The sequence below is a fragment of the Duodenibacillus massiliensis genome (genome assembly GCF_928721995.1).
Taxonomy (GTDB): domain Bacteria; phylum Pseudomonadota; class Gammaproteobacteria; order Burkholderiales; family Burkholderiaceae_F; genus Duodenibacillus; species Duodenibacillus massiliensis.
Genome location: NZ_OV788642.1, coordinates 521,375 through 548,194 on the forward strand (window position 1 = coordinate 521,375; position 26,820 = coordinate 548,194).

At 56.9% G+C, this 26,820-nt stretch carries 18 protein-coding genes and 1 pseudogene; 6 read left to right on the forward strand and 13 right to left on the reverse strand.

Features of this window, described 5'->3' with window-relative positions:
* The first annotated feature begins 48 nt into the window (after positions 1-48).
* Complete coding sequence (locus NXF97_RS02310; RefSeq protein ID WP_274956328.1) at positions 49-438, forward strand: hypothetical protein; 390 nt, start codon at positions 49-51, stop codon at positions 436-438.
* A 444-nt stretch (positions 439-882) separates the two neighbouring features.
* Here NXF97_RS02310 and NXF97_RS02320 read toward each other — a convergent pair.
* Positions 883-1,997 (reverse strand): annotated as a pseudogene (locus NXF97_RS02320) (IS256 family transposase).
* A gap of 76 nt (positions 1,998-2,073) precedes the next feature.
* Positions 2,074-2,559: a hypothetical protein gene (locus tag NXF97_RS02325; protein WP_274956330.1), complete on the reverse strand. Its 486-nt coding sequence runs from the start codon at positions 2,557-2,559 to the stop codon at positions 2,074-2,076.
* On the opposite strand from NXF97_RS02325, the gene NXF97_RS02330 reads away from it, so the two are divergent.
* Positions 2,534-3,961, forward strand: a complete 1,428-nt coding sequence (locus NXF97_RS02330) for an ammonia-forming cytochrome c nitrite reductase subunit c552 (RefSeq protein WP_274956331.1) — start codon at positions 2,534-2,536, stop codon at positions 3,959-3,961. The two genes, NXF97_RS02325 and NXF97_RS02330, sit on opposite strands and share 26 nt — an antisense overlap.
* Positions 3,962-4,344: 383 nt before the next feature.
* Here NXF97_RS02330 and NXF97_RS02335 read toward each other — a convergent pair whose 3' ends face one another.
* Entirely contained in the window at positions 4,345-7,713 is a 3,369-nt protein-coding gene (locus tag NXF97_RS02335) for an autotransporter domain-containing protein (RefSeq protein ID WP_274956332.1), read from the reverse strand.
* A 439-nt stretch (positions 7,714-8,152) separates the two neighbouring features.
* Here NXF97_RS02335 and NXF97_RS02340 point away from each other — a divergent pair, with 439 nt between their 5' ends.
* The 3 genes from NXF97_RS02340 to NXF97_RS02350 all read left to right on the forward strand — a co-directional run bounded on the left by NXF97_RS02340 (position 8,153) and on the right by NXF97_RS02350 (position 12,819).
* On the forward strand, positions 8,153-10,180 hold the full coding sequence (locus tag NXF97_RS02340) for a TonB-dependent receptor domain-containing protein (RefSeq protein ID WP_274956333.1): 2,028 nt from the start codon (positions 8,153-8,155) through the stop codon (positions 10,178-10,180).
* 73 nt (positions 10,181-10,253) lie between these two features.
* Positions 10,254-11,915 (forward strand): ABC transporter ATP-binding protein/permease, encoded by a 1,662-nt coding sequence (locus NXF97_RS02345; RefSeq protein ID WP_274956334.1) that lies wholly within the window; start codon positions 10,254-10,256, stop codon positions 11,913-11,915.
* A 10-nt stretch (positions 11,916-11,925) separates the two neighbouring features.
* Positions 11,926-12,819: an ABC transporter substrate-binding protein gene (locus NXF97_RS02350; protein ID WP_274956335.1), complete on the forward strand. Its 894-nt coding sequence runs from the start codon at positions 11,926-11,928 to the stop codon at positions 12,817-12,819.
* 178 nt (positions 12,820-12,997) lie between these two features.
* Here NXF97_RS02350 and NXF97_RS02355 read toward each other — a convergent pair whose 3' ends face one another.
* Positions 12,998-13,285, reverse strand: a complete 288-nt coding sequence (locus NXF97_RS02355; RefSeq protein WP_274956336.1) for a hypothetical protein — start codon at positions 13,283-13,285, stop codon at positions 12,998-13,000.
* A gap of 275 nt (positions 13,286-13,560) precedes the next feature.
* The gene (locus tag NXF97_RS02360) at positions 13,561-18,330 is read right to left on the reverse strand and encodes an ESPR-type extended signal peptide-containing protein (protein ID WP_274956337.1); all 4,770 of its coding nucleotides are present in this window, start codon (positions 18,328-18,330) and stop codon (positions 13,561-13,563) included.
* A 465-nt stretch (positions 18,331-18,795) separates the two neighbouring features.
* On the opposite strand from NXF97_RS02360, the gene NXF97_RS02365 reads away from it, so the two are divergent.
* Positions 18,796-19,524 (forward strand): hypothetical protein, encoded by a 729-nt coding sequence (locus NXF97_RS02365; RefSeq protein ID WP_274956338.1) that lies wholly within the window; start codon positions 18,796-18,798, stop codon positions 19,522-19,524.
* Positions 19,525-19,575: 51 nt separating this feature from the next.
* Here the strand turns inward: NXF97_RS02365 and NXF97_RS02370 are convergent, their stop codons facing one another.
* From NXF97_RS02370 to NXF97_RS02405, 8 genes are all read right to left on the reverse strand, one after another.
* Entirely contained in the window at positions 19,576-19,905 is a 330-nt protein-coding gene (locus tag NXF97_RS02370; RefSeq protein ID WP_274956339.1) for a hypothetical protein, read from the reverse strand.
* A complete protein-coding gene (locus tag NXF97_RS02375) occupies positions 19,905-20,582 on the reverse strand; it encodes a hypothetical protein (protein WP_274956340.1) in 678 nt (225 codons plus the stop codon). The genes NXF97_RS02370 and NXF97_RS02375 overlap by 1 nt, the downstream gene beginning before the upstream one ends.
* A 74-nt stretch (positions 20,583-20,656) precedes the next feature.
* The gene (locus NXF97_RS02380) at positions 20,657-21,811 is read right to left on the reverse strand and encodes an MFS transporter (RefSeq protein WP_274956341.1); all 1,155 of its coding nucleotides are present in this window, start codon (positions 21,809-21,811) and stop codon (positions 20,657-20,659) included.
* Between the two features lie 71 nt (positions 21,812-21,882).
* On the reverse strand, positions 21,883-23,379 hold the full coding sequence (purF, locus tag NXF97_RS02385; protein ID WP_274956342.1) for an amidophosphoribosyltransferase: 1,497 nt from the start codon (positions 23,377-23,379) through the stop codon (positions 21,883-21,885).
* Positions 23,380-23,475: 96 nt separating this feature from the next.
* Positions 23,476-23,976: a CvpA family protein gene (locus NXF97_RS02390; RefSeq protein ID WP_274956343.1), complete on the reverse strand. Its 501-nt coding sequence runs from the start codon at positions 23,974-23,976 to the stop codon at positions 23,476-23,478.
* A gap of 9 nt (positions 23,977-23,985) precedes the next feature.
* Positions 23,986-24,849, reverse strand: a complete 864-nt coding sequence (locus tag NXF97_RS02395) for an SPOR domain-containing protein (protein WP_274956344.1) — start codon at positions 24,847-24,849, stop codon at positions 23,986-23,988.
* A 30-nt stretch (positions 24,850-24,879) separates the two neighbouring features.
* Positions 24,880-26,244 carry a bifunctional folylpolyglutamate synthase/dihydrofolate synthase gene (locus NXF97_RS02400; protein WP_274956345.1) on the reverse strand — a complete coding sequence of 455 codons (1,365 nt, stop codon included), beginning with the start codon at positions 26,242-26,244 and terminating at the stop codon, positions 24,880-24,882.
* A 15-nt stretch (positions 26,245-26,259) separates the two neighbouring features.
* Positions 26,260-26,817 carry a class I SAM-dependent methyltransferase gene (locus NXF97_RS02405; protein WP_022373884.1) on the reverse strand — a complete coding sequence of 186 codons (558 nt, stop codon included), beginning with the start codon at positions 26,815-26,817 and terminating at the stop codon, positions 26,260-26,262.
* Between the last annotated feature and the right edge of the window lie 3 nt (positions 26,818-26,820).

Sequence of the window (26,820 nt, forward strand, 5' to 3'; positions counted from 1 at the left end):
TTGCCTTCGGCAGCTCCCGTATGACTCACTTACTGCAGGCTTTCCGCCATGATGAAATTCTATGAACTCGGACAACCCTTAAATGCACTTGTCTGCTTTACGGAAAGTCTCACCAACAGCGTCCCGCAGCGCCCCGCACCCAAAGCCGTCACCGAGGCAGACCTCTGCGTCATTGCGCGCATTACCCGCCAGGCACAGTGTGCCAAGGACGTTTTAAACCGCGTACGCTCCTACGCCATAGGAAAATCCGACCGCAGTCAGTCGGTCAACCTTGCGTCCGTGATCGGCAAGGTGGTGTGGGACCTTCACCTGCGGACAGTGCCGGGGCTTTCTCTGCGCCTAAACAACCCGCGCTTGAAAGCGCGGGGTTTCCTGACACGGTGCAGGCTTTCCCGTAACAGCCAAGGTTTTTGGCTCTTCGTGCATAGTTGTGGGTAAAAAAATCAAGCAACTACACCGGAAGGCTGTTGTTTAGCGGGCTTTCCGGAGACAGCATGGTTTGGCAAAGGGATCACCAAATTTGAGCAGCATAAAAGCACCAGTGCCTTGAGATTTTCAACATTACGAAACCCGTAGACTTTCCGAATAATCAGCTGGGTGTGTGTAGATTTTTGTGTCTAGCGCGGGTTTACGGTTGAGCTTGTTGGCTCGCTAACAGGGGTATTTAACCCCTGGTACTTCGGGGCTGTCAAGCCCCATTTTTTCCATCAGTGGTAATGCGATGATTCAGGGTACGACGGCGGCATGGGAGGGCTGCATAGCCGCCCCCATGGGGGCGACTATGCAGCGGCGCGCCGCTACCGGAAAAATCGCAGTTTCGTCTCCTTAAGTTGTAACACTGCAACTGCTATGCTGAAACACTGTTTCAGTACTCCGCGGCAATTAAGCCTGCCCAGCGGCAAATCGCTCACCGTACATGGCTGCAAACACCGGCATGGCTTCATTCCAAGCACGAACAGGTAGCTTCCATTTTTCCATAATGCGCTGAAGTGCCAAGTAAATCAGCATCTTGGCGGATTCTTCATGCGGAAACATGGTTCGAGTTTTGATTACCTTCCGAACGCCACGGTTGAGAGCCTCAATACTGTTGGTCGTATACAACAACTTCCGAATCGACCGGGGAAAGTTGAAGAAGGGTATCACCTGTGCCCAGGCAGAGCGCCAACTCTGCGCTACATGCAGGTTTGATGTTACGCCTGGGGAAATACGGCTTCAATGGCTTGCGTCATACCCTTGAGGCCGTCTGTGACGGCGATCAGGATGTCCTCTACGCCTCGGTTTTTCAATTCCGTAAATACCGACGTCCAGAAAGCCGCGCCTTCGTTTTCATGAACCCACATGCCGAGCACATCGCGTCGGCCGTCACAACGTACGCCGAGAGCCAAATGAACCGCCATCTTCTTGATGACGCCGTCCTTACGGATATTGATGCGCAAAGCGTCAAAGAACACCACCGGGTAGACCGAATCCAACGGACGGCCTTGCCATTGCCGTACGTCGTCATTTACCTTTTCCGTCACGGTGCTGATGAATTCGGCACTCACTTCAACGTGGTACTGACTTCTGATGAACTCAGTGATTTCACGGGTAGACAATCCGCGTCCATATAAATCGATGATGGCGTCATCGAAGTCATTGAAATGCCGTGAGTGCTTGGGTACCAGGCGGGGAACATAAGTCCCCTTGCGATCCCGGGGAACCTGGATTTCTAAATCGCCTTTATTGCCGTGAAGCGTTTTCTTGCTGTACCCATTGCGTTTGTTTTCAACGCGCTCAGCCGATGATTCCTCTTCGTTGAGATTTTCCTCTTCCTGTGTCAAATGGTGCTTCAGTTCCCCTTGCAGGGCGGCGTTGATGAAGCGTTGGGCTACGATCTTCATCGCTTCGTTGAAATGAGCCTGCGTTAAGGCCGTTAAGCCGCCGGCTTCCATCAGTTGCTCTACGGCATCGTTCAGAATGGCCTGCTGCTGGTCGGTAAATTTTACGGTGTCGTTTATTTTGGGTGTACGGTGTGCCACGGTGATTCCTTTCGCGCCCTACGGGAGCGCTGTTATCGCCTGGACACAAAAAACATTACATCCCCCCGTCAAATGTCACGAAACCGTTATTGACAACCTGAGCTCCGGCAATATTCCATGTCTTAGCCTTCACCGTCAAGAATGCGCCCTTCGCAATGGAAAGCGTACCGCCCTGCTGGTCAAACGTACCACCGTACGTCTTGGTATCCGTTCCGGTCTCTTCCACGCCGATTACACCGACTCCGGTCACAGCGATGCTGCCGCCCTTCTGAGTAACCGAGGCTACTCCCGAAGTACCGCTTGTCGCAATAACCGCATTGTTGGTCTTATCGCCTTTGAGCGTTACGACGCCTCCGGCAATCTCAATACCTTCTGAGTCAGTATCGGTGATCTTCGCTCCGGCGTACAGCTTCCCGCCGTCAACGGTGACCTGTGCATTGTCTGCAACAGTCAGACGACCAAACGCGCCTACGCCGTCACCAGCCCCGATCGTCGTAACGGACGTACCGCCGAGCGTGAGATCGGTATTTGTCAGCCCCAATTTCGCCAAACTCTTTCCGCTGCAGTATGAAAGCTGGATTGCCTCCAAAGAGGAAAACGAAACCGCCGACTACATCGCCAAATATCCGTTTCTTGCCATTCTCCGTGCCGGTACGGGCGGCGAAGGCGGTCCGGTGCTGCTCGGCCTCCGAGGCCACTACTACGGGTGGCTTGACTTCATGACGCTGACCGACGCGGGCATTCCCGACGGCAGTGCCAATGAGAAAACCTCAGCCCGTTGTCTTGCCTGCCACAGCTCAGCGGCCCCTGAAATCATCCGCCGGTACGGGGAAAAAGAATTTTTGTCGAGCCCGGTCAGCAAATTTTCGGAACTCGGCGCCCACTCCGTGGGCTGCATGAACTGCCATGATCCGGAAACGATGCAGCTCAAGGTGTCGCTCTCCTGGTTTAACGATGAACTCAAAGCAGCCGGCAAGCCCGCCTTTGAAAAGTCTTCCGCCGCCGAACAAAAGTCACTCATTTGCGCGCAGTGCCACTACGAAGGCTTTACCGTCAAACAGAAATGGACCGACGCCTCCGGCAAAGAGCGCAGGATGACGGTTGCCAAAACAGCGTGGCCAGGCGGCTTTTCCATTGCCGCACAGGAAGCGTGGCTCAACGACGGGAAAAACTTCCCCGACGGCAAGCCCCGCACTGATCTGATCCATCCGATCTCAATAGCACCGCTCATCTGGAGCATTCACTCGGACTACGAACTATTTAAAACCGGCATTCACGGACAGATGGGGCTCTCATGCACGACCTGTCACATGCCCAAGGTGACGAAAAATGGTCAGACCTACACGAGTCACAACATCGGGCGACCGCTTAAAACATTTGAGGCGTCCTGCTCCGGGTGCCACGATGTTAAAAATAAGGACAAGATCCTTTCCTACGTCGCGCAGCGCAAAGCCCGTGTCGCAGAGCTGCGGATTGAATCGGGCACGTTGCTCGCGAAAGCCCATCTGGAAGCGGGCAAAGCCTGGGCGGCCGGTGCTTCTGAAGCCGAGATGCAGCCGGTGCTGCAGGCGATCCGCGCCTCTTACTGGCGCTTTAATTCCCTGCAGCGCGCCGCCTACTTTCATGCATCACAGGAAACCTTCACGGAGTTCGCAAACGCCATCCGTTACGCACAGCAGGCCCGCGTGGAATTGAGAAAAATTCTTGCCAGGCACGGTGCCGGCGACTGGGAAGCTCCCGCCTTTGACACCAAAGACAAGGTGCTCGCGCTCTTAAACCTCTCCGAACGTGAGGCCTACATCAAAGCCAAGTGCCTCTCCAACAAGAAGGATCTCGTCCGCTGGACGGAGCCCGCAGAGAAAAACGGCACGTACGACAAGAACTACGTGGCGCCCGATCAGATCGAGAACTGGCACACGCGCGAGTGCAGCCGCTATGAGTAAGCTTCTGCTGCAGCCTTACAGATACTGAGTACAAACGGCCGGATGCTCTTGAAACATCCAGCCAATTTAATCTCTGGCCTCAGTCCGACTGTTTCCAACTCTGAGAGGCACACGGGGACGGCAGCAGGCACGAGGATGTTTCCCACTGCCTGCGGTTCACCTGGAAAGTACCGCCGGCAGTCATCCCCGTGCCTGTAGTGCTGAAGGCGAAGCGGCATCCGGCTGCCTTTTTTCAAAAGGCAGATGCCCCCCTGCTCTTTCTTTAAAAAAACCCCGCAGGCCAAAGGTGTGCGGGGAAATTCTGTTCCGGAAAAGCGAACAAAACGGAGTCTGTCCTGCAGCCGGACCGCGTGAAAACAGTCCGGCTGCAGAGGTCCGGCCGCTTAGAAGCGGATGCGGATGTTGGCGCCGATGCCGTGCGACTTGATGTCGCTGCCGAACGCGCCGGTGTAGCTCACACCGAGCGTGACGTTCTGGCCGACAGCCGCGTCAATACCGAAACCCACCGTGGCAAGGCCCGAAAGCTTCTCGCCTGTGAGTTTGGCGGTACCCGCGTCGCCGATCGTCATCTTGGCTTCGGCTTCGTTGTCACCCACAAACTGCATGTAGCCGACATCGCCCTTCACCTTCATGGCGACCGTGCCTGCCGTAAAGGGCATCGCACCGCGCACACCGATATTGAAGAGACCGAGGTTCTGGTCCTCAAGTTCGGTCTTCACGGCGTGGCCGCCCACTTTTTCGGAGAGATCATCGGCCGAGGCGCGGATAAAGCTCACGCCGGCGTAGGGTTCAACCTGGAAGGTGTCGGTACTGAAGCCCTTGTAGCTCACTTCACCGAAGACCTGCAGTACATCAGCGTCGTAAGAGAGCGCGCTTCCGGCAACAGACTGACCGAGCACGAGCGTGCGCTTGGCATCACGGTCCTGCTGCGTGTAAGCGAGGCCGTAAGTCACACCGACGGCATTGAAGGTGTTTTCACCGTACACGCCGAAGTGCAGATCATCACTTTCGATCTTGCCGTCACTGCTCGCGTCAAAGTCCGTGGAGCCGTAACCGAAGAAGACACCGACCTTGTTGCCGTCACCGTAGGGCATTTCGCCGCCGATGAAGCCGGCATAGGTGTCAACATCCATATCAACGGAGGCACCGCCCGCATCAACAGAGCCCCAGGAACCCATACCGGTTGCCCAGAGAGTTGCGCCGTTTTCAAAGTCGGCACGGCGGGCTTCACCGTAGGCAGAGGCCTGATCCTTGATCGTACGGGCCACAAGCGCACTGTTAAGAAGCGTCGCGTTCTGAGCCGCGAGGTGCAGGTCGTTGCTCAACGAGGTAAGCGTCTGCGAGATTTCGCCCGCGGAAGCGGCAACGAGCTCGCTCATGACGGCACTGTCGGCAACCGATTCAATCGCGGCACCCACGGCGGCGCTGTTGGCGTCCGCGCCGAAGGAAGCAACGGTCTTATCGGACTTCGTGAGCTGTGCGGTCACGGAGTTTTGTTCAACCTTCACGTCTGTCGTCTCAAAGAGCGCGTAGTCGCTCGTACCGGCAGTGAGGTTTGTTGCAACATTCGGATCGATATTCACCACAGCGGCGGAAACAGCGAGTTGCTTGGTGGCACCGCTCCAGAGACCTGCGAGCTGATCCTTCGTAAAGCCGGAGGCCTTAACGGAAGCCTTGCCGTTGGTTGTCAGGGAGTTGATACTGATATTTTCCCCTGCAAGAGCCAGTGTTGAGCCGGCTTCAAGCACAATCTTGGCATCGTCCGTATTGTCAGCAGCCGTACCGGTCACGGTCGTTGTTTCCCAGTCAATCTTGCCGGCGTGAGTCACGTCAAAGGACTTGTGCAGTTCAACCGTCGCCCCCTTCTTCACGACAACATTACCGGAGCCGAAGGATTCGGTGAGACCCGCAACCGTGCCGCCGTAAATTTCCGTGCCGCCCGTGTAGGTATTGACACCGGTCATCGTGAGCAGACCGTTGCCGCGCTTGATGAGCTTACCCGTGTAGCCCTGGCGTTCACGTTCGGCGATAGCCGCGAGACGCTTCTGCTTATAGCCGAGTTCCCAACGCACTTCGTCTGTTTGCTTGGTGGGGGCCTTGAGTTGTGCGATCCGGGTTTCCAGCTCAGCCTTTTCAAGAGCGTCTTCCTTGCCCCGAAGCTGAATTGCCTGATCCGTGATGTCGTTATCCCACTGATCGGCAATGCCGTTCATCGTGACGTCAAACGTACCAAAGAACTGGCCGGGACCGTAGATAGCCTTACCGAGATCAACAATACCCCAGCCATAGTCATCTTCCGGTGCTCCTGCTTCCTCTTGGCTGATGCCGGGAAGAAGCTTCGTCGGATCATTGAGCTGATGCTGCCGTGCTGTCGTGAACATCACGTCACGCACTTGGGTCACGTCCATGTACGTTCCGAAACGCTGGAGAAGCACTGCCATGGCACCGGCAATATGAGGAGCGGCGTTCGAGGTACCGCCCGCCTGGCGGTTGGAAGCTTCGCCCGTCGTGGAATTCACGTTTGCGCCCAAAACATTTGTAGCAGAAGCAATACCCCACCACTTGGCGATACCGGAGCGGTTGTAGGCATTGGTCTTACCCTCTGCTTCAGAAACCGCACCTGTACCGGTCCATGTTTTGCCCCAGCCCATTACCTGTTCATTACCCTGCTCATCGACATCAACGCCGCCCGCGGCAATCCAGTACTTTTCCGCTTCCGGGTTGTAGTAGGCATAGGCCGCACGGTAGTACGGGTTCTGGAACTGACGGTTACCGTTCGTGAAGATCTGCACGAGGCCGTACTTCGCAGCGACTTCATAAGCCGCATCCATGAAATTCTTGCCGCCGTTGGCTTCGGCATCCTTCATGAAGAGGAAGTATTCCTTCTCGGACCCTTCTGGTCTAATGCGATTTCCAAGTGTCGGTTCTTGACTGCCGTCATAGCTGCCAAAGTGTTTACCCACATCATAGTGTTCACTTGTGCTGTCATTAATGCGGATGTTGGTACCCCAGGAGTTGTTGATCACCTTGGCACCGGTCGCTCCGACCGCATCCCACACGGCATAGAAGTAGCCGTAGTCCTGATAAGGACCGTAGTTCATGTTGTCGCTGCCGCCCGTGTTGCCGACAGCAATATCAGCATCAAACGCGACGCCGTGGGAATTCTGTCCGTCGCGGCTACCGGCCACAACGCTGGTGACGTGCGTGCCGTGCGCATCGTTCACACCGAGAATCCAGTCGCCGTTCACATTAAAAGCTTCACCCTTGGTGTAATCGCCCTTGGCCATCGTACCGTCAGGCAGCTTCGGACCGCCCTGTTTGAGGTCATAGAAGGGATAGCGCGTACCCGTGTGAGAGTACTCACCGGACGCCGTGACGCCGAAAATGCGGCCGCCCGAGAGTTCGGAGTGGGAAAGAAGGGCACCGGAGTCCACAACGCCGATCAGCACACCTTTACCGGTGTAGCCTTCCGCGTATGCCGTGGAAGCGTTCACGTGCACAAGCCCGTGCTGGTTCTTCTTCTGACTGATGTAGCCGTCGCTGCCGTATTCAGCCGATTCCCAGGACGAGGTGCTGCCCAAGCGGCCCTGTTCCACATAAGCAGCGGAAGCAGCCGTTGCTCCGAGAATAACCGCAGCAGCAGTCAGCGCCACAACAGTCTTGGAGGGCTTGCCGTGCGAATTCTGTGTTTCGTTCACTGCCACGAAAGAGCGGCGAACGTCATTCCACAACGTTTTGAATGTACGGTTCATTGCGAAAAATCCTTTGATGGGGTTGACGGACCGCGCCGGGGAAAAGGTACGGGCCTTGATGGGGCAATTTAAGGGATTACCCCCCCGATTGATTTATCTCAACGAAGTGTCATGGGTTAAGAGAAAACACTGAGGAAATTCGATTTCATATCATGCGCCGGAAGACTTTGTGTTGTATTAATACAACATTTACCTTAGTTGCACAGCTTCTCTGAGCTTGTCCCTCATCACCTTGTAAGACAAGACCTCAACCTCCTCAATCCCTTCAAAAATGAAATCCTCCGAATAAGCATACTTACTTACCCTTATCTTTCTAAATTTTTCAAAACTTATACTTGCTAACAGATAGAATGGGAATCATTCTCGTTCTCATTCTTATTTGTTGTGAGCGAAGACAGTTCAAGCTGTAAGAAAGCGCTTCGCTTGCCTCACACATACCATGACCACCTCCCTTTCCCGCAGCACCCGTCTCTCCCTTTTGTCCGTTGCTGTTGCAGGCGTTTTTGCGCCCGCCGTCTCCGCGCAGACAACCATTGTTCTTGAGGATCCGGTCGTCGTGACCGCCACGCGCGTTGCCGAACCCTTATCTGAAGCCGCAGCTTCGATCAGCGTAATTACGGCCAAAACCATTGAGGAAAACGTCCCGCAGACCTTTGCGGAAACGCTCCTTGATGTGCCGAACGTTGACGTCACGAGTTCGGAGAGCGTCATGTTTAACCGCGTGAGCATCCGCGGCTCTGACGCCAACCAAATCACCTACCTCATTGACGGCATGCGTCAGGAGGACACAACAATCGGCGGCAACCAGCCCGTGGGCCTTTTCATTGATCCGGAAATGGTGAAGCAGGTCGAAGTACGCCGCGGCGGCGGCAGCTCCCTTTACGGTAACGGCGGCATCGGCGGCACGGTCGCGGTCACCACCAAGGACGCCGCAGACTTTCTGGCGGGCACCGACAAGGACTGGGGCGTCAAGGTCAAAACCGGCTATGCGTCCGATACGGAAAACTGGCAGAAGAGCGCCTTCGTCTTCGGCCGTCACGGCATCTGGGACGCCGTGGTGGGCGTCAACCGCCAGGATGCCGGGGAGACAAAGAGCTCAACAGGCAAGCGCTCGGAGAACAACCGCGACTTTGACCAGACGGCGGTGCTCGCGAAAGTCTCCGCTTTTCCCAACGACGACATGCTCGTGAGCCTTGCCTACAACTACGACATTGCCCACGACGACTGGGACAGTTCAAGCTATGGCCGTCAGACGTACAAAAACGAACAGCACCGTCTCACCGGCAAGTGGGAGTATGAGGCAAGCAAACTCGTCAACATCCGCTCGGCCGTGCAGTACGTGAGCTCTGAATACGCCTTTGATACCGGCGCACGCGAATCCGAGATCAAGTTTGATTCGATTGGCGCCAATGTTCAGAACACCAGTGAATTTAAGATTCTCGGCGGCCATGAGCTCACGTTCGGGGGCGACATCTACAAAAAGAGCCAAAGCGGCAAAGACCTTGAAGGCAACCAGTGGGTTGACGCCACGGGACGTCCGGATTCGGACGCCCTGGATGCCGGCCTTTTCATTCAGGACATTTACGACATCACCGGATGGCTTTCCGTGAGCCCTGTTGTGCGCTGGAACTACTACAAGCGTGAATCCAACAGGGGCTACGCCTCAATGTCGGACAACAAGGTGACACCCGGGGTGACGGTGACCCTGAAACCGCACACCTCCACCGAAATCTGGGCATCCGTGAATACCGGCTACCGTCCGCCGATTTTGGATGAACTCTACTTTACGATGGTCTATCCGGGTGTGATCGATAACGCCGTTGTCGTTGCCAACCCCGACCTCAAACCCGAAAAGTCCACAAACTGGGAAACAGGCACCAACCTTAACTTCAAGGGACTGTTGGCTGAAGACGATAAGCTCAACGCCAAGTTCACGTTCTTCTACGACGACGTGAAGGACTTCATCGGCTCCACCTCCTGGAGGGATCCGAACGTTCCGGGCACCATGTACTTCTCCACGAAAAACCATGGTCACGTGGTCCGTAAGGGGATTGAAGTGTCCGCTGGCTACGCCATCGGTAACTTCAGCGTGCGCGCCAATTACGGCCTCGTGCACGCCACGGATAAGACGACCGACGAGCGCGTGCCTGGCGTGACACCGCAGTCCGCGAACCTCCGCCTCGGCTATACGTTCCCCGCGCAGGCCCTTGACGTCTGGTACCGCGCCCGGTGGAGTAAGGGCGGCAAGAGCGCTGAGGAAACCGACTACGGCAGCGGCGTCTACAAGCACTACGCACGCTTCATGACCCACGCCGTGGGTGTGGAGTGGTCCCCGAAGGTCGAGGGCTTTGTCACCCTCACGGCGGGTGCCGCACTCACGAACCTCTTTGACAAGGAGTACCGGATTCTTAACGGCAGCTACGGCTACGGCCGCGCCGCCCGCGTCTGGCTCTCCGCGCAGTTCTGAAGCCCGTAAGACTTAACCGGCAGGCGGTCGGGATTAAACCTCCGGCCGCCTTGCCGCACTCCGGAACATACGCATGACGCGAAGCGGTCTGGCCCGACTGTTGGGCGCTTATCTTTTCCACCGGAAACGCCTGTGGTTCTGGGCGCTTTTTGCCGTGCTCCTTGCGGCCTACACGGTCAACATCAAACTCGCGGTGGAATTAAACGACTGGAACGGGCGTTTTTACGACGCGCTGCAGCGGGTGGACAAAGACGCCATTTACCGGGAGCTCGTCTTTTTCATCGGCCTTGCGGCCGTCATCATTACGCTTCTCGTATCCGCGGGTTACCTCAAGGACCGGGTCATCATTGCCCTCAGACGCGATATCACCTACGTATTTTTTGACCGGTGGCTGTCGCCTGCGAGTGCCCACTACCTGCTGCGCGAAAGCGGCAAAGAACCCGACAATCCCGATCAGCGTATGAGTGAGGACGTCAAAAACCTCGTCTCCCTCTCGCTTAACCTCTCGGTGAGTCTTTTTGATTCGCTTCTCACGATCGGGAGTTTCTCGGTCATTCTCTGGACACTTTCGGGGAGCGCCGAAGTCTTCGGCATCACCGTGCCGGGCTACATGTTCTGGGTGTGCCTTATCTATACCGCCTTTTCCACGTGGCTCACGCACGTCATCGGCAGGAAACTTAAGACCTACAACATCGGGGTACAGCATAAGGAAGCGGATCTCAGAGCGGCGCTCATGGAAAAGCGCCGCCACGCCGATGCCATTGCCGGCGCCCGGGGTGAAGCTACGGAAGCCATGGGGCTGCACGAGAAGTTCGGCAGCCTCATGGATATGCTCATAAACCTCGTGAAAAAGCAGCGTGACCTCGATTTCTTCACGGTGGGCCTGGGGCAGTTCACGCACCTCGCACCCATTTTCTTTTCGCTTCCCGCGTTTTTGGCAGGCCATATTCAGCTCGGGGGCCTCATGCAAATCAGAGGCGCGTTCGGGGACGTCGCGCGGTCACTTTCCTGGATTATTTTCTGCTACGACGATCTCGCAAAACTTTCCGCCGCCTACGCCCGCCTAAAGCGCCTGGAAGCCGGGCTCACCGAAGCCGAAACCCTCAGAAAGCGGCTCTTACCTGTCCAATCCGGTGCAGGGCAAAACCTCACAGCCGACCTGCAGCTCACGGTTCCCGGGCACTCCTCAGACGCGGCCCGAAAGCTTTCCGTGAAACTGACGCTCAAACCCGGCACGCTTACGCTTCTCACAGGTACCTCGGGTATCGGCAAAAGCACGCTCATGAAGACGCTCGCAGGGTTTTATGCGGGCTTTGAAGGACTGCTCACGATCCCGGACGGCGTCTATTGGATTCCGCAGAGGGGTTACATCTTCACCGGTACCCTGCGCGCCAATCTCGCCTACCCCCGGCGCCCCGAGACGCTCACCGACCGTGAGGCCCAAGAGCGCCTCACCGCCGTGGGGCTCGAGAGCCTCCTGCCGGAACTTGATACGCAGCAGGACTGGTCCGTACGGCTTTCGGGCGGAGAACAGCAGCGCCTGTGTCTTATCCGGTGCCTTGCCGTCAAACCCAAGGTGTTGCTGTTGGACGAAAGCCTCTCGGGGCTGGACGACACGGCGGCAGAAGCCCTGCTCACGCTCGTACGGCGCGCACTGCCCGATACCGCCGTTTTGCTCATTACCCACCAGAGCGGACTCATCAGCAGGGCCGATACGGTGCTGACACTCACTTAAGGAAACCACCATGCTCAACAATTTCGTCCCTTATCCCCGCTACGAACGGGCGGTTTTTATCGGCGACACCGCAACCGAATACCTTGCGGCACTCAAGATTTACGCTTACGCCCTTGTGGGCGGCGAAGTGCCCTCAATGGAACTGCTGCACCCGCAGGAGAAGCCCCTTGAGTGTGTGGCCTGCGCCATGCACAACAAACCGCAGGTTTTAAAAAGCGCACTTACCAAAATCCCTGCGGACTATGTGCTCCTTGAAGACAACCACCGCGCGGAACTTAACCCCGCCTCAATGAAAGAGGGACTGGAAGCAGCTGGGGTGCCCGTGAAGGTTTTAGACGTAACCGGTACCGTCCCGGAAGTGCTGCGCCGCGCGGGCGCCATGTTTGATGCGGACAAGCAGGCCGAGCGCGTGATCCGCGATTACGAGGAGCGCTTCAGACTGCTGCGGGAAGCGCCGCAAGCAACAAAGCCACAGAAACTGCTGATTCTGCTGTCAATCCGGCAGCCCGTGACGCTCGAAACCTTTCTTTTTGCGGTGACGGACTCTCACGAACTGAGCCAGGCCGTGGCACGCGAATTTGGCTGCGCCAACGTGACGGTCTCTGATCCCGAAAAGGAACAGATCCCGGGCCTAACGGAACTCAACGCAGAAAGCCTCAGCGAGCTTCTCGCAAAACAGCCCGAAGCCGTTGCCCTCACCGGAGACGGCACAGCCGGAGCGGTGGCCATCGAGAAGGCCGTCAAAAAACAGCCGGCACTTAAAACCATACCGGCACTTGTGAATCACCGCGTCTGGCCCCTGCCCTTTTACTGCGGAGCACTTGCCTGGCGCGAACCGCTGATTCTGCAGGTGTGGAAAGAGGCTGTTATGGAGCGTGAGGAATTGACACAGTTGGTGCGTTAACTGTGTCAGTTCTGACGGTAAATGGGCGTTAAAAGCTGATACGCACGTGCGCTTAAAAATGATGCAAAAGGGCGTCAATAGCAGATACAGAAGTGCGTTAAAAAATGATGCCGTCTGTCTGATAAAAAGAGACACAGCAGGTGCAGTAAAAACTAATGTTAAAGGACGCGATCAGCGTTTACATTTCGGTCGCATAAAAGTAGTCATTTGCTAGAAGTACCCCCACGGTGATTTGGACACAGGTTTTTTGTACATATAAGTAGTAGGGATATTCAGGTTTTATCGTCCGGGCAGTACCGGGTCCACGGGATTTGAGCCGTGCGATCATTTTCGTGGCGTCACGAAGATGATCACGATAGGCAAAGGAGGCACGAGAGATGCCGTGCGCGCACAATTCCGCCGCAACGCGGCGCTTATCGTCACTGGGAAAGTCCGGGCGCTTTCTTTCGCCTTTTCCTTTGTCCATTTCTTAACCCGCGGTGTAGGTAAAAAAAGAGCCCGTTTCCACTGCAAAAAGAGAAACGGGCTTACAAAATGCCTGACATGGAGTTTTGCAGCCGCACTGACCGCATCAGCACTCAGCACGACCGAACCGGCTCAAGCAAAACCGGAAGGCTGCCCCGGAAGCCTTTGCTGAAACTTCTGAGGCAGCGGTAAAGCTTTTCGGCACCGCCGTGGCGTTACCGCTTTAGGCGATGCCGACTCAGCTGTTTTCACAACTGAGGTTTATTGCCCGTTCGGTTAGAACGCGTAGCGGACGTTGACGTTGAACGTGTTGTTCATACGGTCGTCGCTGCCCACGCCGAGCTTGTAGTTGAGACCAAAGCCCCAGGCGCCGTTGGTGGCGTTGACGCCCAACGTAGCCTGAACCGGGTTGGAGTCAATCACACGGACCGCGAGGTCGTCAGTGGCGTTCACACCGGTGATGCCGAGTTTGAGGTCAGCATCCTTGTCGCCGAAGGTCGGGACAAACGAGAGATCGAACTTCGGAGCAACCGTCCAGTCACCCGTCTGGAAGTCACCGGAGACGGTGACACCAACCGGCATCTGGAAGATGTTCTGATCGTCGATTTCGGTCTTGTAACCGGCTTCAAAGCCGTCGGTAGACAGAGCCGTGTAGCGGATGCCGATATGCGGCACCAACTTCACAGCGCCGACTTCCGCGAGGACTTCGGTACGCAGCCCGATCGTGAAGGCGTCGGTATCCTGGCTGAACTTCCAGCTCTGGCCGTAACCGTTGGCGGTCACGTCGTTGGAAGCGGTCAGATAACCGATGTCAGCAGACACACCGAGAACGTCTGCAAAGGTCTTGCTGGTGTAGACGGAGAAGCCGACCAAGTCGGAATCCGTGCTCGCCTTCACACCGGAGTTCTTGTTGTCCGTGTCGGCCGTACCGATCGTCAGAGCGGCGCCCAAAACGGCGTTGCAGGCGAACTGGTAGTCAACACCGAGAACACCGGAGTAGATGTCGCTTTCGTAGCCTGCGCCGTCAAAGAGCGACTTGGCTTCGAACATACCGCCGTTGGCGGCAGCCCAAACGTTCACACCGGCAGCACGCTGGGTGAGGAGCGACACACGGTCAGCAACCGTTTCGCCCATCTGGTTCACAGCGTCCATCGTCATCGTCTGAACACCGGTCGTGGCGCCGAGAGAGGCAACATCGGCAGCGATCTTGTTTAAGCGAACCGTATCGACCCGATCACCAGACGCAACACCGGCAGAGCTCGTGCTTGTGTACAGCCACTTATTGAACGCAGCAGACTTGGAGTTGTTGTTGAGGTTGGCACCTTCGTCAAACATACCCCAGGCCGCATCAATACCGGCCACGTCACCGAATTCGCTCTTGAGCGTCTTCAGATCAGCCGACTTAATGGTCACCGTCGAACCGGACATCTGTTCATTGAGAAGCAGATCACCTTCAAAGTACACATCACCGTTCAACTGCGCGTCTTCGTTTGCACTAAGCTTGATCGTGTTGCCGTTAACAACGTTGGCCAAGTAAACCTTGGCACCCTTCTCAACGTTCACAATGCCGCTGAACACTGCTGTATTGCCGTAGGTTGCATCAACTGTAGATGCATCAACGACGAGCAGAGAACCCTTATCGATCCGAACACCCTGTTCGTACTGAGTGGGGCTGGTTTCATTAGTCGCAGCGAACTTACCGGTAGCAGAGACATGGCCGCCGTTGGCATCCTTTGTCCCCTGAACATAGAGGACAGAGTTCACGGCATTGGCAGGCGCGTTTTCAGCTGTCGTGTCAGCAAGCACAAAGCCGGTCTTGGCAAACGCTGCATCAGCTGCTGCGGTGTCCTTAAAGCCGACAGCGACAACAGAGTTCTGACCTGCAACAACGGTGCTGTCAGCAGAAACCGTTTCAACAGCTACCGTGCTGTGCGACTGAGAAACACCCTTCACAAAGGCAGGATCCGCGAAGATCGTACCATTGCCGGAAACATTGTTAACGACCAGCTTACCTGCAGCAGTATTCGTGCCGACACTGACAGTTGCACCGGATTGGAGGCTCAGAGTCTTGACCGTAGAAGCAACATCACCCGTGAAGGTTGCGCCGGAAGTCACGGTCACCGTGCTGTTGGAAGCATCAAGCTTGCCGTCAACGTTCAGAGTACCAGCCTCAATATCACCATAGGTCGCCGGAGTTGCAGGCGTTTGACCGGAAGCAGCAACCGCAGCCTTCGTAATGCCGGCGGTAAGCTGAGCGCCCTTACCAATGGTCAGAGTGTCTACATTGACGAGTTTAATCCCCTGATCACTAGGAGCCCAATCCGTCTGGGAAACAGTCAGAACACCGTTATCAGCAACAGTGAGGGCGGTGCCGGTAGCCCCATCGCCCTTCAGAACTGCACCAATCTTTGCACCGCCGTTGGCAGAACCCGTGGTCGTGAGAGAACCGCTGGTGCCAAGAGTAATACCCTTAACAGTCGTCGTGGAACCGCTCACATACGTGAAGAGGTCGCCGGTACCGTTAAGTGTCAGAGCTGCGCCGGAAACCGTGGCGGCAGCGTCGGCCGTAGCAGCCTCCAGCTTGCCGTAGGAACCGGCTTTCGTGAAGCTACCGTTCACACCGGTAACAGTAGCCTGGCTGAGCGCATCGCTGGCAATACCTGCCAATGCGCCGGAACCAGTCACATCGGCGAACAGAGCTTTGCCGTCTGTAACTGCATCAGAAATGGTCAGCGCACCGAGATTCAGGAGACCGGTGCTGTCACCCTGAATGGTAGCCTTAATGCCACCAAGATAAGTCTTCGTCGTGGTAATACCGGTCAGATCCGAAAGAACCAATTCGCCGTTGTTGGTGATGGTCTTCTTATAGGTAGAACCCGAATCGACGGTCACACCCGTTGCACCGATCTTGAGCCCAAGAGCAGCCGCAGTAGTTTCAACCGTACCGCCCTGGCTGATCGTGAAGGCAGAACCACTATCCGTCGACAGTTTGGTATCGATGACGAGCTTACCAGTGCCTGCGACGTTGATCGCACCGCCATTGGCATTCAGCGTCTTGATGGTGTACTGACCGCCGGTAACGTTCAGAGTAGATTTATCAGTACTAATCTTGTTCTGCAGCGTAGTGAACGTATCAGCCGCATATTCGCCGGCCGAGATCGTCAGCGTAGCCTTACTATACGAAGTGGGGGTATTCTTCTCGTCTAAAATATTCACACCGAGCTGAACTTTACCCGTAAAGGCCTTGTCAGCAACCGTCACGGCACCGCCTGCAAGTTCCACCTCGCCACCCGCCAAAAGCAGCTGGTCAAACGCACCTTCAGCCGTACCGTCCAAGTGAGAATTGAGCTCGGTGAGATTGAAGGTACCGCCCTTCTCCACTGTAGTCTTACTAACGGCATACGCATCGGTAATCTTCGTGCTGACATAGCCGCCGTCTTTAACGGTGAGCGTTGCGGTCTGAATCAGACCTTTGCCGCCGTTAACGAGCTTACCGGCAACGGTGACGTCGCCGACAGAGGTGTAGGCACCGGCATTGTTCTTAGCACCAGCAATAGCACCGGTATTGGTCAGATCAGCACCGGCTTTCACTACAAACTTTGCGCCGGACTGCAGAGAAATATCACCGCTGTTGGTAGAACCGGTACCGGTCACGCTGAAGACAGCGCCCGAGGCGACAGTTGTCGTACCGGCGTTGGCAACCGTATTAACGGCAACGGAACCGCCGTTCACATTGAAGACACCGGCAGGAGAAACTTCCTTAGCACCTTCCTTAGCACCGTCCTTAACAGCCGCTTCGGTCTTGAGCTTGCCGAGAACCGTAAAGGCACCGGAATTGGTCTTGTCAAAGGTCGTGCCGGCAGCAACCGTCACATCCTTCTTCACTTCAGCAACGGCGCCCGAGGCCACATCCACCGCACCGTAACCGGTCGTGGTCAGAGAACCGCTTGCGAGCTTTTCATTAGGCGTAGTACCCAGCGCCTTATCCTTGTATTCTTTTGTCCCCAGCGTAATGGACTCAACATAAAGCTTGCCGCCATCTTCAACTTTCAGCTGAGTACCGGCCTGAGCAACGGTATCGGCCTTCGTGCTGCGGTTGATCGTGAGCGCCCCCATGTTGACAGTGGCGCCGCTCTTAACCGTCAGAACAGACTGAACATTGCCGGCTGTTGCACCGGAAGCATTGGCCGTCTGAGAATTAACACTAGCTTGGGTGTCGTTATCGATGGAACCAAAACCGGTGGCCATATTGACCGTACCGCTGGAAACAGTGATTCCACCGACAAAACCTTCCAGAGAGCCGTTCAGATTGACCGTGCCTGCACCGTCAATCACCAGTGTGTTACCGCCGTTGGACGTCGTAATGGAATCAAGACCTGCCGTCTGAGCAGCACCCGTTTCGCCGATCGTAAGGGTGGTGTTGGCAGCTGCAGTAAGCGTCAGCGTGGAGTTACCCTGCAGGTGGGCAAAACCGCCCATGTCTTCATAACGGGCACCGAGAGCCGTAGAGCCGTCCTTTTCGGCCGTCTTACCCTGGCCGGCCTTGTTGCCTGCGTAGGTCAGATCGCGATTTGTCTTCAGCGTCAGAGCAGAACTGCTACCGGACGGAGCCCATAGGCGAACCGCACCGCCCCAGCCGGCGGCCGAATTGTTCGAGAACTGAGCGTCCGTCAGCATGAGGCTGGCCTTATCCAAAGCCAGAGCACCAGCCTTACCCGAAGTCGTGTTGTTGGTAAAGCTTAAATTTGCTACATCTTTTACAGTTGTACCTGTGTTCCTGACAGACAGAGCACCGAAAGCACCGGCTCCGACGATCGTATAGCTGTCGTAAGCCGTACCAGCTGCCAGGTTTGCCACTTCCTTATCACCATTGACGATAACAGTCGTCGAAGTCGTCGCAGCCACAGCACCGCCGGCAATCATCGCAGCCGCTGCCGCAGCGATCACCGTCTTCGTGCCCTTGGCCTGAATGGAAGAAGTCGCTTCGTTAACCACCATCAGCGCAGAACGCGCCTTGGAGAAGACGACCTTAAAAGACTTATTCATTTATCAAAACTCCGAAAAATTTTTCGTTTTTGTCGTACCCGAAACTTCCGGGTACACACCTGCCTTTTACGCAGGTACAAACGCAGGATAAAAAATTCAACGGATTTGTGCCAGGGGGGGAGGGGTATACCCTAATGCTTTTCGGCCGTTTTCGGCTGTTTTAAATACTGTTTCTTTCTTCCAACACTTTTGAATTTTTCTCGCCCGAAAACTTTATGAAATTAGGTGTGCAGTGACAGCTCAGAATTTCAAATTACAGGTGACGGGTACACACCCACTAATTTCCGTAGTCCGTTTTTCAAAATAGCCCCCCTCTGCCGCCCCCAAAATTCACCTGCCGCATGATTCTTTCAAAAGAAAAGGCAAAAGGCCGCAGCGAAATTACGCATCCCCTCTCCCCGATTCGCCCCTACCGTGCTATAAATCCGCGGCTAAAGATCCATAAACCCAAGAATTCATTTTCTTATGTTCACGCGTTTCATTCCGGCTGCGGGCATTGCCGCCGCCGTTATCGGCACCCTGACTCTCACGGGCTGCGGCTCTGGCGAACAAACCGTCAAACCCGCGCCCATTTCTGAAAAGCTCTGCGTTGTGCGCAATTACGCCGAAGCCGCAGGCTGCACCAAGGGCGACTCCATCTACTTTGCACCCGAAGACTGGAAAAACGAACAGTTGACCGTCGACTTTGCCGCGGCCTGGTGTGATCTCCGATACACCGTCGCGATGAATCAGGCGGGTCTGACCTGCGTTTACTCCGGCCCGAAGCAGCAGATTTACCGCGGGCTTGAAGTGCTGCAGCAAAAGGCTGCGGAAGAAGATAAGTTCAACCGCGAGCTGGCAGCCAAACTCGATACCGACAAGACCTGGACCAAAAACGGCACCACCTACTGGAAGACACTCAAAGAAGGCACCGGCAAACCCTGTCCGGACAACGCCTGCCGCTACACGCTCACGGCATTAAAGACCTTTGACCATACGGGCAAAGCCACGGACGTGAAGACCGCCCAACCCCAGGCAAGCGACCTCAATAACGTGGGCTGGCAGGTGGGGGACGAAATCGAAATGCTCGAACTCAACACGGCCGAACCCCGTAAGTCCGCGCACTTTGTGATGCGTATTGACGGCATTGAAAAGCTTCCGGCCAAACCGGCAGCAGAAGCCAAGACCGACACAAAGAAGCCTGCGAAGAAGTAATTTCTGACTGAAATGCCCGAAGCCGCACGGAAAGACCGCTTTCCTGCGGCTTTATTTTTGCCTGAAGAGCAAACTTCCGGCAACTACCACTGCACAAAGAACCGGCACCGTCAGTAACGCCGCTTCAAGTCCTGCCTGCTCCGCAATGAGGCCGATCACGGGCGGCACCACCAACAGCCCTCCGTACGCAAGCACGGAAATCAGCGAGGCCGCCGCGGCGGAACTGACGCCGTCAAGACGTCCGGCGCGGCTTAAAAGAAGCGGTACAACAGGCGAAAGCCCGGCTCCCGGAAGCGCAAAAGCCGCCAGGCAGAAAACGGGATTTTCACAAAAACAGAGCATCAAGCCCGCGGCCGCCGCAGTGAGACTGCCGCCCGTCATCAGCCCCCCCTCTGTGAGGCGCCGCCGCAGGAGCTCGCCGACGAGACGGCAGACAACGCGGCAGCGGCCGCAAAGGCGGCAAAGGCCGGTGCCGCCGCATCCAACCCGGCACCTTTTGTCATCAGAAGTAAGGCGCCCCCACTCGGCCGATGCACCTTCCGCTGCATACGCGCAGGCCGCCATGAGCCCGAAAATCCAGACAACCGGCGCAAGCTTGAAACGTCTTTCGGCCCCCTCTTCTGCCGCATGCGCAGCTGCATCGTCAATGACCCCGGCGTAAGCACCAAAAGCACAAAGTCCGTAAAGTCCGGGCGGCACCGATCACACTTCCGGCACTTATAAAGCGCGTGCATGATGAGTATGACGCGCAGATTCCATCGCCTTTGACCGCTCATGGCCTGCACGTTCACCGCCACGTCGCAAAGCCCCTCACCGAGCCCAAAGAGCACGAAGGCCGCAGCAAGGCACCAAAAATCAGCGTCACCGGCTGCCGTCACCAGACCGGCTGCAGCAGAAAGAACACCCGCCGCAAGAATCCGGCGGCTGCCGAAACGCGCCACAAGCCGGGACGATGCCGCAATCATCAGAACGGCAGAGATGCCGGGCGCCAAAAGAAGCCCCCCGATCTCAGACTCTGAGAGAGCGGCCCGCGCCTTCAGTGCCGGCATCCGCGCCATCAGGGTCCCGTAAAAAAGCGCGGGGCCGATGAAAAGGAAGCCGCAGGCGGCGTTTGCTCTGATCCGTCCATCACCTACCGGATCCGAAGCACGAGGCTTCCCAAAGCAATGAGCCCGCACAAAAAGGGCACCAAAAGAAGCGCATTGTTAAGCCCATAATCTTCGGCAAGAATCCCCAAAGTCGGGGGCACCATCAGCATCCCGCCGTAGGCAAGCACCGAAATCAAAGCACTTGCGGCCGCCGGCGACACCGAAGACAAACTTCCCGCGCGGCTGAACAAAAGCGGCACAATCGGAGACAATCCGGCGCCTAAAAGCGCATACGCCGCAAGGCACAAATAGGGGCTTTCCGTGAAATGCACGACGGCCGCGGCAAACGTGGCAATGAGCGCCCCGAAAAACGCCATCCGGAAGTCCCCCAGCTTCTGCCGCACTGGTTCCCCCGAAAGGCGGCAGGCAACCGTGGCACTGGAAAACGCGGCAAAGGCCAAGGCCGCGATGTCTTCGTCCGCGCCCTTGACGGAATGCAGCAGGAGACTTCCCCACTCCGCAGCCGACCCTTCAGAGGCGTAGGCGCACGCAGCCATCAGGCCAAACACGTAAACGATGAGCGGCAGCCCGAAAATCGAGCCGCTTTTCTTTGCGGCGCCGCCTGCGGGCTGATCCTCATAGAGCTTTGTTTTGGCCCAGGTCCGTACCGCAAGGTACACCACAAACACGGTGAGAAAATGAGGGACGACGGCAAGCTCCGCCGCCGCAAAAAAGGCGCCGGAGGCCGCACCGATCACGCTTCCCGTACTGTAGCTTGCGTGCAGTATCAGCATCGAGGATTTGCCGTAGCGCCGCTCAACGCCCATCCCCTGCACGTTCATCGAAACGTCCCAGAGGCCCATGCCGAACCCGAAGAGAATAAAAGCGCCCCACAGTACCCAAAAGTCCGCGGCAAACGCAGCAACCGGAATCCCCGCCATACAGACGAGGCTTCCCCAGCCCAGCACCCGGCGGCTGCCGAATTTCGTCACCAGCAGGCTGCTCATTAAAAGCATCACGAGGGCCGAAAGGCCGAGTGAGAGAAGGAGCAACCCGATCTCGCCCTCGCTAACACCGGCCTGCGCCTTTAAGGCGGGCATGCGGGAGGTGAGCATCCCGTAGAAAATCCCGGGACCGGCAAAAAAAGCGGCGCAGGCGGATAGCGCCGTGCGGTAAGGCATCTGCGGGGACTGCATCATGCGTATCGATTCATTAAAAAAGCGGGATCTCCCTTCACCGGAAACCCCGCTTCGTCAACCCGTAAACTCAGTTATTCATCGTCACCGGCCGCGGGCGCCTTGGGCTTCATGCGGTCGGCTTCGAGCTTATCGAGGTATTCCTTCGTAATATCGCCCGTGACGTACACGCCGTCAAAGCAGGAGCAGTCAAACTGCTCGACCCTGGGATTGAGGTCCGTCAACGCATCCTTTAAGCCCTCTACGGTCTGATACACGACGGCGTCGGCGCCGATCCGTTTGGCAACCTCTTCGGCGCTCTCCCCGTGGCCGCAGATCAATTCTGCGCGCGTGGGCATGTCAATCCCGTAGACGTTCGGGTACATCACGCGCGGCGCAGAAGACGCCACGTACACTTTCTTCGCGCCAGACTCACGGGCCATGCGGACAATCTGCTCCATCGTCGTGCCGCGCACGATGGAGTCGTCGACCAAAAGAATGTTCTTCCCTTCAAACTCCACGGGCATCGCGTTTAACTTCTGACGCACGCTCTTTTTGCGGGTGGTCTGCCCCGGCATGATGAAGGTGCGGCCGATGTAGCGGTTCTTGATGAACCCTTCGCGGTACGGGATGTTGAGCTTTTGCGCGAGCTGCTGCGCCGCCGGGCGACTTGAGTCCGGAATCGGCATCACGCAGTCGATTTCTGACAAGTTGATGTGGGAAGCCACTTCGTTGGCGAGGTACTCACCCAAACGCAGGCGCGCGCCGTAGACGCTGATCCCGTCAATCACGCTGTCGGGACGGGCAAAGTAAACGAACTCAAAGGCGCAGGGATTAAGCGTCGGGTGCTCCGCGCACTGCGCGCAGGAAAAATCGCCGTCCTGGCTGATAAAGACCGCTTCACCGGGGGCCACATCGCGTTCAAACTGAAATTCAAGGCCCACCATCGTCACGGACTCGGAGCTCACGAGGTAATCCTTGCTGCCGTCGGCGTTTACGTGCGTACCGAAGCAAAGCGGCCGGATGCCGTGCGGATCACGGAATGCCAAAAGGCCCTTGCCGGCAATCAAGGCGACGACCGCGTAAGAGCCCTTCACCCGGCGGTGCACGCCCTTGACGGCTTCAAAGGCGGCTTCAGGAGAAAACTTCTCACCGGGCTTGACGGCCTGCGAGAGTTCGTCAGCAAGGACGTTTAAAAGGACTTCGGAGTCGCTGGTGGTGTTGATGTGACGGCGGTCAACGTTCCAGAGGTTGTCCTTCACTTCTTCGGCGTTGGTGAGGTTGCCGTTATGGGCAAACATGATGCCGTAGGGAGCGTTTACATAAAAGGGCTGGCTTTCCTGGTTGGAACTGGCGCAGCCCTGCGTGGGATAACGGACGTGCCCGATACCGATGTTGCCGGTGAGATCCCTCATGTTGCGGGTGCGGAAGACGTCGCGCACCAGGCCCATCGCCTTATAGGAGTGAAACGTGAGGCCGTCCAACGTACCGATCCCCGCGGCATCCTGACCGCGGTGCTGCAAAAGCAGCAGCGCATCATAGAGACGCTGGTTAACAGGTTCCTTACTGACCAAGCCGACAACACCGCACATGTTGAGTTTTCCCGGGTTATATGAAGAAAAAAGAAGGAGGTGCCTCAGGGGCTCAGCCTCTCTGAAGCAAAAGTTTCGGAATTCTATGACGAAATGTTAACGCACACTGTAGCGCTTGCGCATCTCAACGATGGTTTCCGGCATATAGGGCATCGTAAAGTCGATGATGCGCTCGCAGGGAACGATCAGCACGGAATTGCGCCACTGGCCGGTTCTCACGGCCGAGGTCATCCCGAGAAGAAACACCGCAAGGCACACGACAACGACGCCCCTTGCAAAACCAAACACCGAACCGATCGCGCGGTCTTCAAAGGTGATTTCCGCAGCCTCCAGAAGCCTTGAGCAGATTTTTCCGAAAAGCCCGCAGGTAAAAAGCGTGAGCACCACGATGATGACCGCGGCGCAGGCCGTTCTCACAGCCATGCCGAGACTTTCCAGAGGAATCACGCGCGCCAATTCCGGCGAATAATTCAACGCTAGAAAAATCGCCACGGCCCAGCCGACGATGGCGAGAATCTCGCGCACCACGCCGCGGCTGACGCCCACCACGGTGGACACAAGGAGCACGGCACAGATCACAAAATCAGCTTCATTCATGGCGTTCGTTTACTTCTTAGCGGGCAGCTGACTGATGCCGCCGTGGGATTCACTGTTAAGAGCCAGAAGGTCGCGCGCGGCTTTGGCGTCATCCAATGTGGCAAAGCGCCCCACCCTCACGCGCCAGAGATCGGAATTGCGGCGCTTCACGGTTTCGGCGTAGGCAGGCAGCCCCAGGCGCTTGAGGTACTTCACCTTCTCAAGCGCAGACTTCTGGTTTGCGGTCGCGATAATCTGAATGTAGTAGCGGCCGGTCTCGGAGGCCGTAATCCCGTAGGGACCGGCAACCGTCTTTTTGCCGGCCGCGGGCTTTGCGTCGGCTGCCTTGGCGGTCTTTACGGGTTCCGTCTTTTTAGCAGCCGCCTCACGGGGCTTCTCCTCGCTCACAACCCCCGCCTTACGCACGGGCTTCTCGTCGTTTTTCGCCGCGGATGCAGGCGTTTCCGAGCCCGCCGCGAGGCTTGCGGAAGCCGTCACGGGGTTGGCGCGCGAAAGCGACTTCGCCGCGGAATCCACCGCGGACTGCGAAGCCGGAGGCTCCCGCAAATTCTTTGCGGCTTCTTCGGTCTGACTGATTTTCACAACCGCCGCGGGCTTCACGTCTTCCAGGGGCGGAATAAGCGTTTTGGCCGTACGGTCGGCGTAGGTATTGTCGGGCTCAAAAAAAGTGGGCGCGGCAATCAGAAAAGCAAGCACAAAAGCGGCAAACCCCAAAATGCGGCGTTTGTTTCTGATACGCTGCATACGCTTTTTCTGCGCTTCGTCTCCTAGCGCATCGGCAAACTGCAGCGGCTCCACGCCGGCGCTCTGAGGCTCGGCTTCAGAGCCGCGCGGCGGATTGGGGCCGAAAAGCTTTTGAAATTTGTCGATCATGGAAAAAGGTGCGCCGTCCCTGTTAAACGCTTACGGCCAGACCGCAAGCGTCTTTTTGTCACTGCGAAGCGCTTCAATCAGAGCCGATACCGTGACAAAAGAACCGAATCCGATGATTCTAACAGGATGACCGCAGGTCATGGCCGCTTTTTGGGCTTCAGACAACGCCGCAGCGGGGCTCGCGCACTCTGTGATGTCGGCGGCGGTCAGGCCCGCTTCCATGAGCGACTTCTTCAAAACCTCCAAAGACGCCCCACGTGCTGTCCCGAGGCCCGTCACAAACCAGTGATCGACCTCTGGGCTCACGGTGCGGATCACGCCCGTCATATCTTTGTCCGCAAGCATCCCCAAAACCGCAAAGGTTTTGCGCCCCGGCTCACGCGTGCGTTTCAGGTTTGCCGCGAGTGACGCCGCTGCCTGCGGGTTGTGCCCCACGTCAAAAATGATCTCTGGCTCAACCTCTCCGCCTTTTTGCACCGTCTCAAAGCGCCCGGTGATACGTACGGTCGTCAACCCCTTGCAGACCGCTTCTTCCGTTACAGGCAGTTTGTCGCGCATAAGGTACAAGGCCGCCAGAACGCCCGCGGCATTCATGATCTGGTTGTCACCGGCAAGCGCGGGATGCGGAAGCGTCTGCCAGAGCGTTTGCCCCTTTACCGAGAAGTCAAAGGTGCCGTCGGCATTGACCTTGGTTTCAAAGTCCCGCCCGTAGCAGTTAAGTTCCGCGCCGATCGCACGGGCATTGTCAATAAGGGTCGCCGGGACATCCCGGTCCGTCACAACGGCGGGCCGCCCCTGACGGTAAATGCAGGACTTTTCGTAGGCAATCTTTTCCCGGGTGTTGCCCAAAAACGCCACGTGGTCAATGCCGATCGCGCAGACAATGCCGCAGGACGTATCAATCGCGTTCATGGCATCAAGCCTGCCGCCCAAACCGATCTCAAGAATCACGGCATCCGGTTTTGCCTTCATGAACAGCAGGAGTACCGCGAGCCCCGTCATCTCGAAGTACGTGAGCGGCATGTCGCCTCTTGCGGCATCGACCGCGGAAAGCGCCTCAACAATCGCCGCGTCTTCGGCTTCTTTGCCGTCAATCAACGCGCGCTCGTTAAAGCGCAACAGGTGCGGCGACGTGTGCATGCAGACTTTGTTGCCGGCGTTACGCAGAATGCTTTCGAGCATCGCGCAGGTGCTGCCCTTGCCGTTTGTGCCCGCAACGGTAAAGACCGGACAGGTGAAGGCAATGCCCAGCCGCTCAATCATGGCCTTCATGCGTGTGAGCCCCATGTCAATGGGCTTTTCGTTTAAGTGTTCGGCGTAGGTAAGCCACGCATCAAGCCCGTCGTTTACTGCCGGGCGCATCACATTCGTTGTCATCGTGTTTAAAACAACCACTCAAATCAGAATTCGTTATCTCGGACAATATAGGCGGCTTTCCGGCATCTCACCCCTGCCCTTTCGCACCACGATGCGCGCAAGCGACATCGCGGCGTCCGTGAGCCCCTCTTCATAGGCCACCACTTCGCCGCGGGTGCGGCAGAGGTTTAAGAGTTCATTGGGCCCGAGGAGGTGTTCGGCGCTTCTCGGTTTTCCAACCCGCCTGAACTGATGCCCGGTAAAGGTCTCATAAATAAACAGACCGCCCTCGCTGAGGTTATTCCAAAGCGACGCCCAGTGCGCACGCCACAGGTAGTTAATCCCCACCACAGCGTCAAACGCAAGGCCCGTCAGGGGCCAGTCCTCCTGCTCAAGGTCGAGCTGCCGGAAGTCCACGCCCTCCGGAAAGTGCGCGGCGGGCACGTTCACATCCACTGCCGTGACGTGGAACCCACAGAGCTTTAAAAACCGTGTGTTGCGGCCGTTGCCGCAGGCAATCTCCAACACGCGGCCCTCGGGCTTTATGAGCCCGGCAAAGCGCATCAGCCAGGCGCTTGCAGGGTCCGAGGCGACCGAAATATCAACGGGCATCGT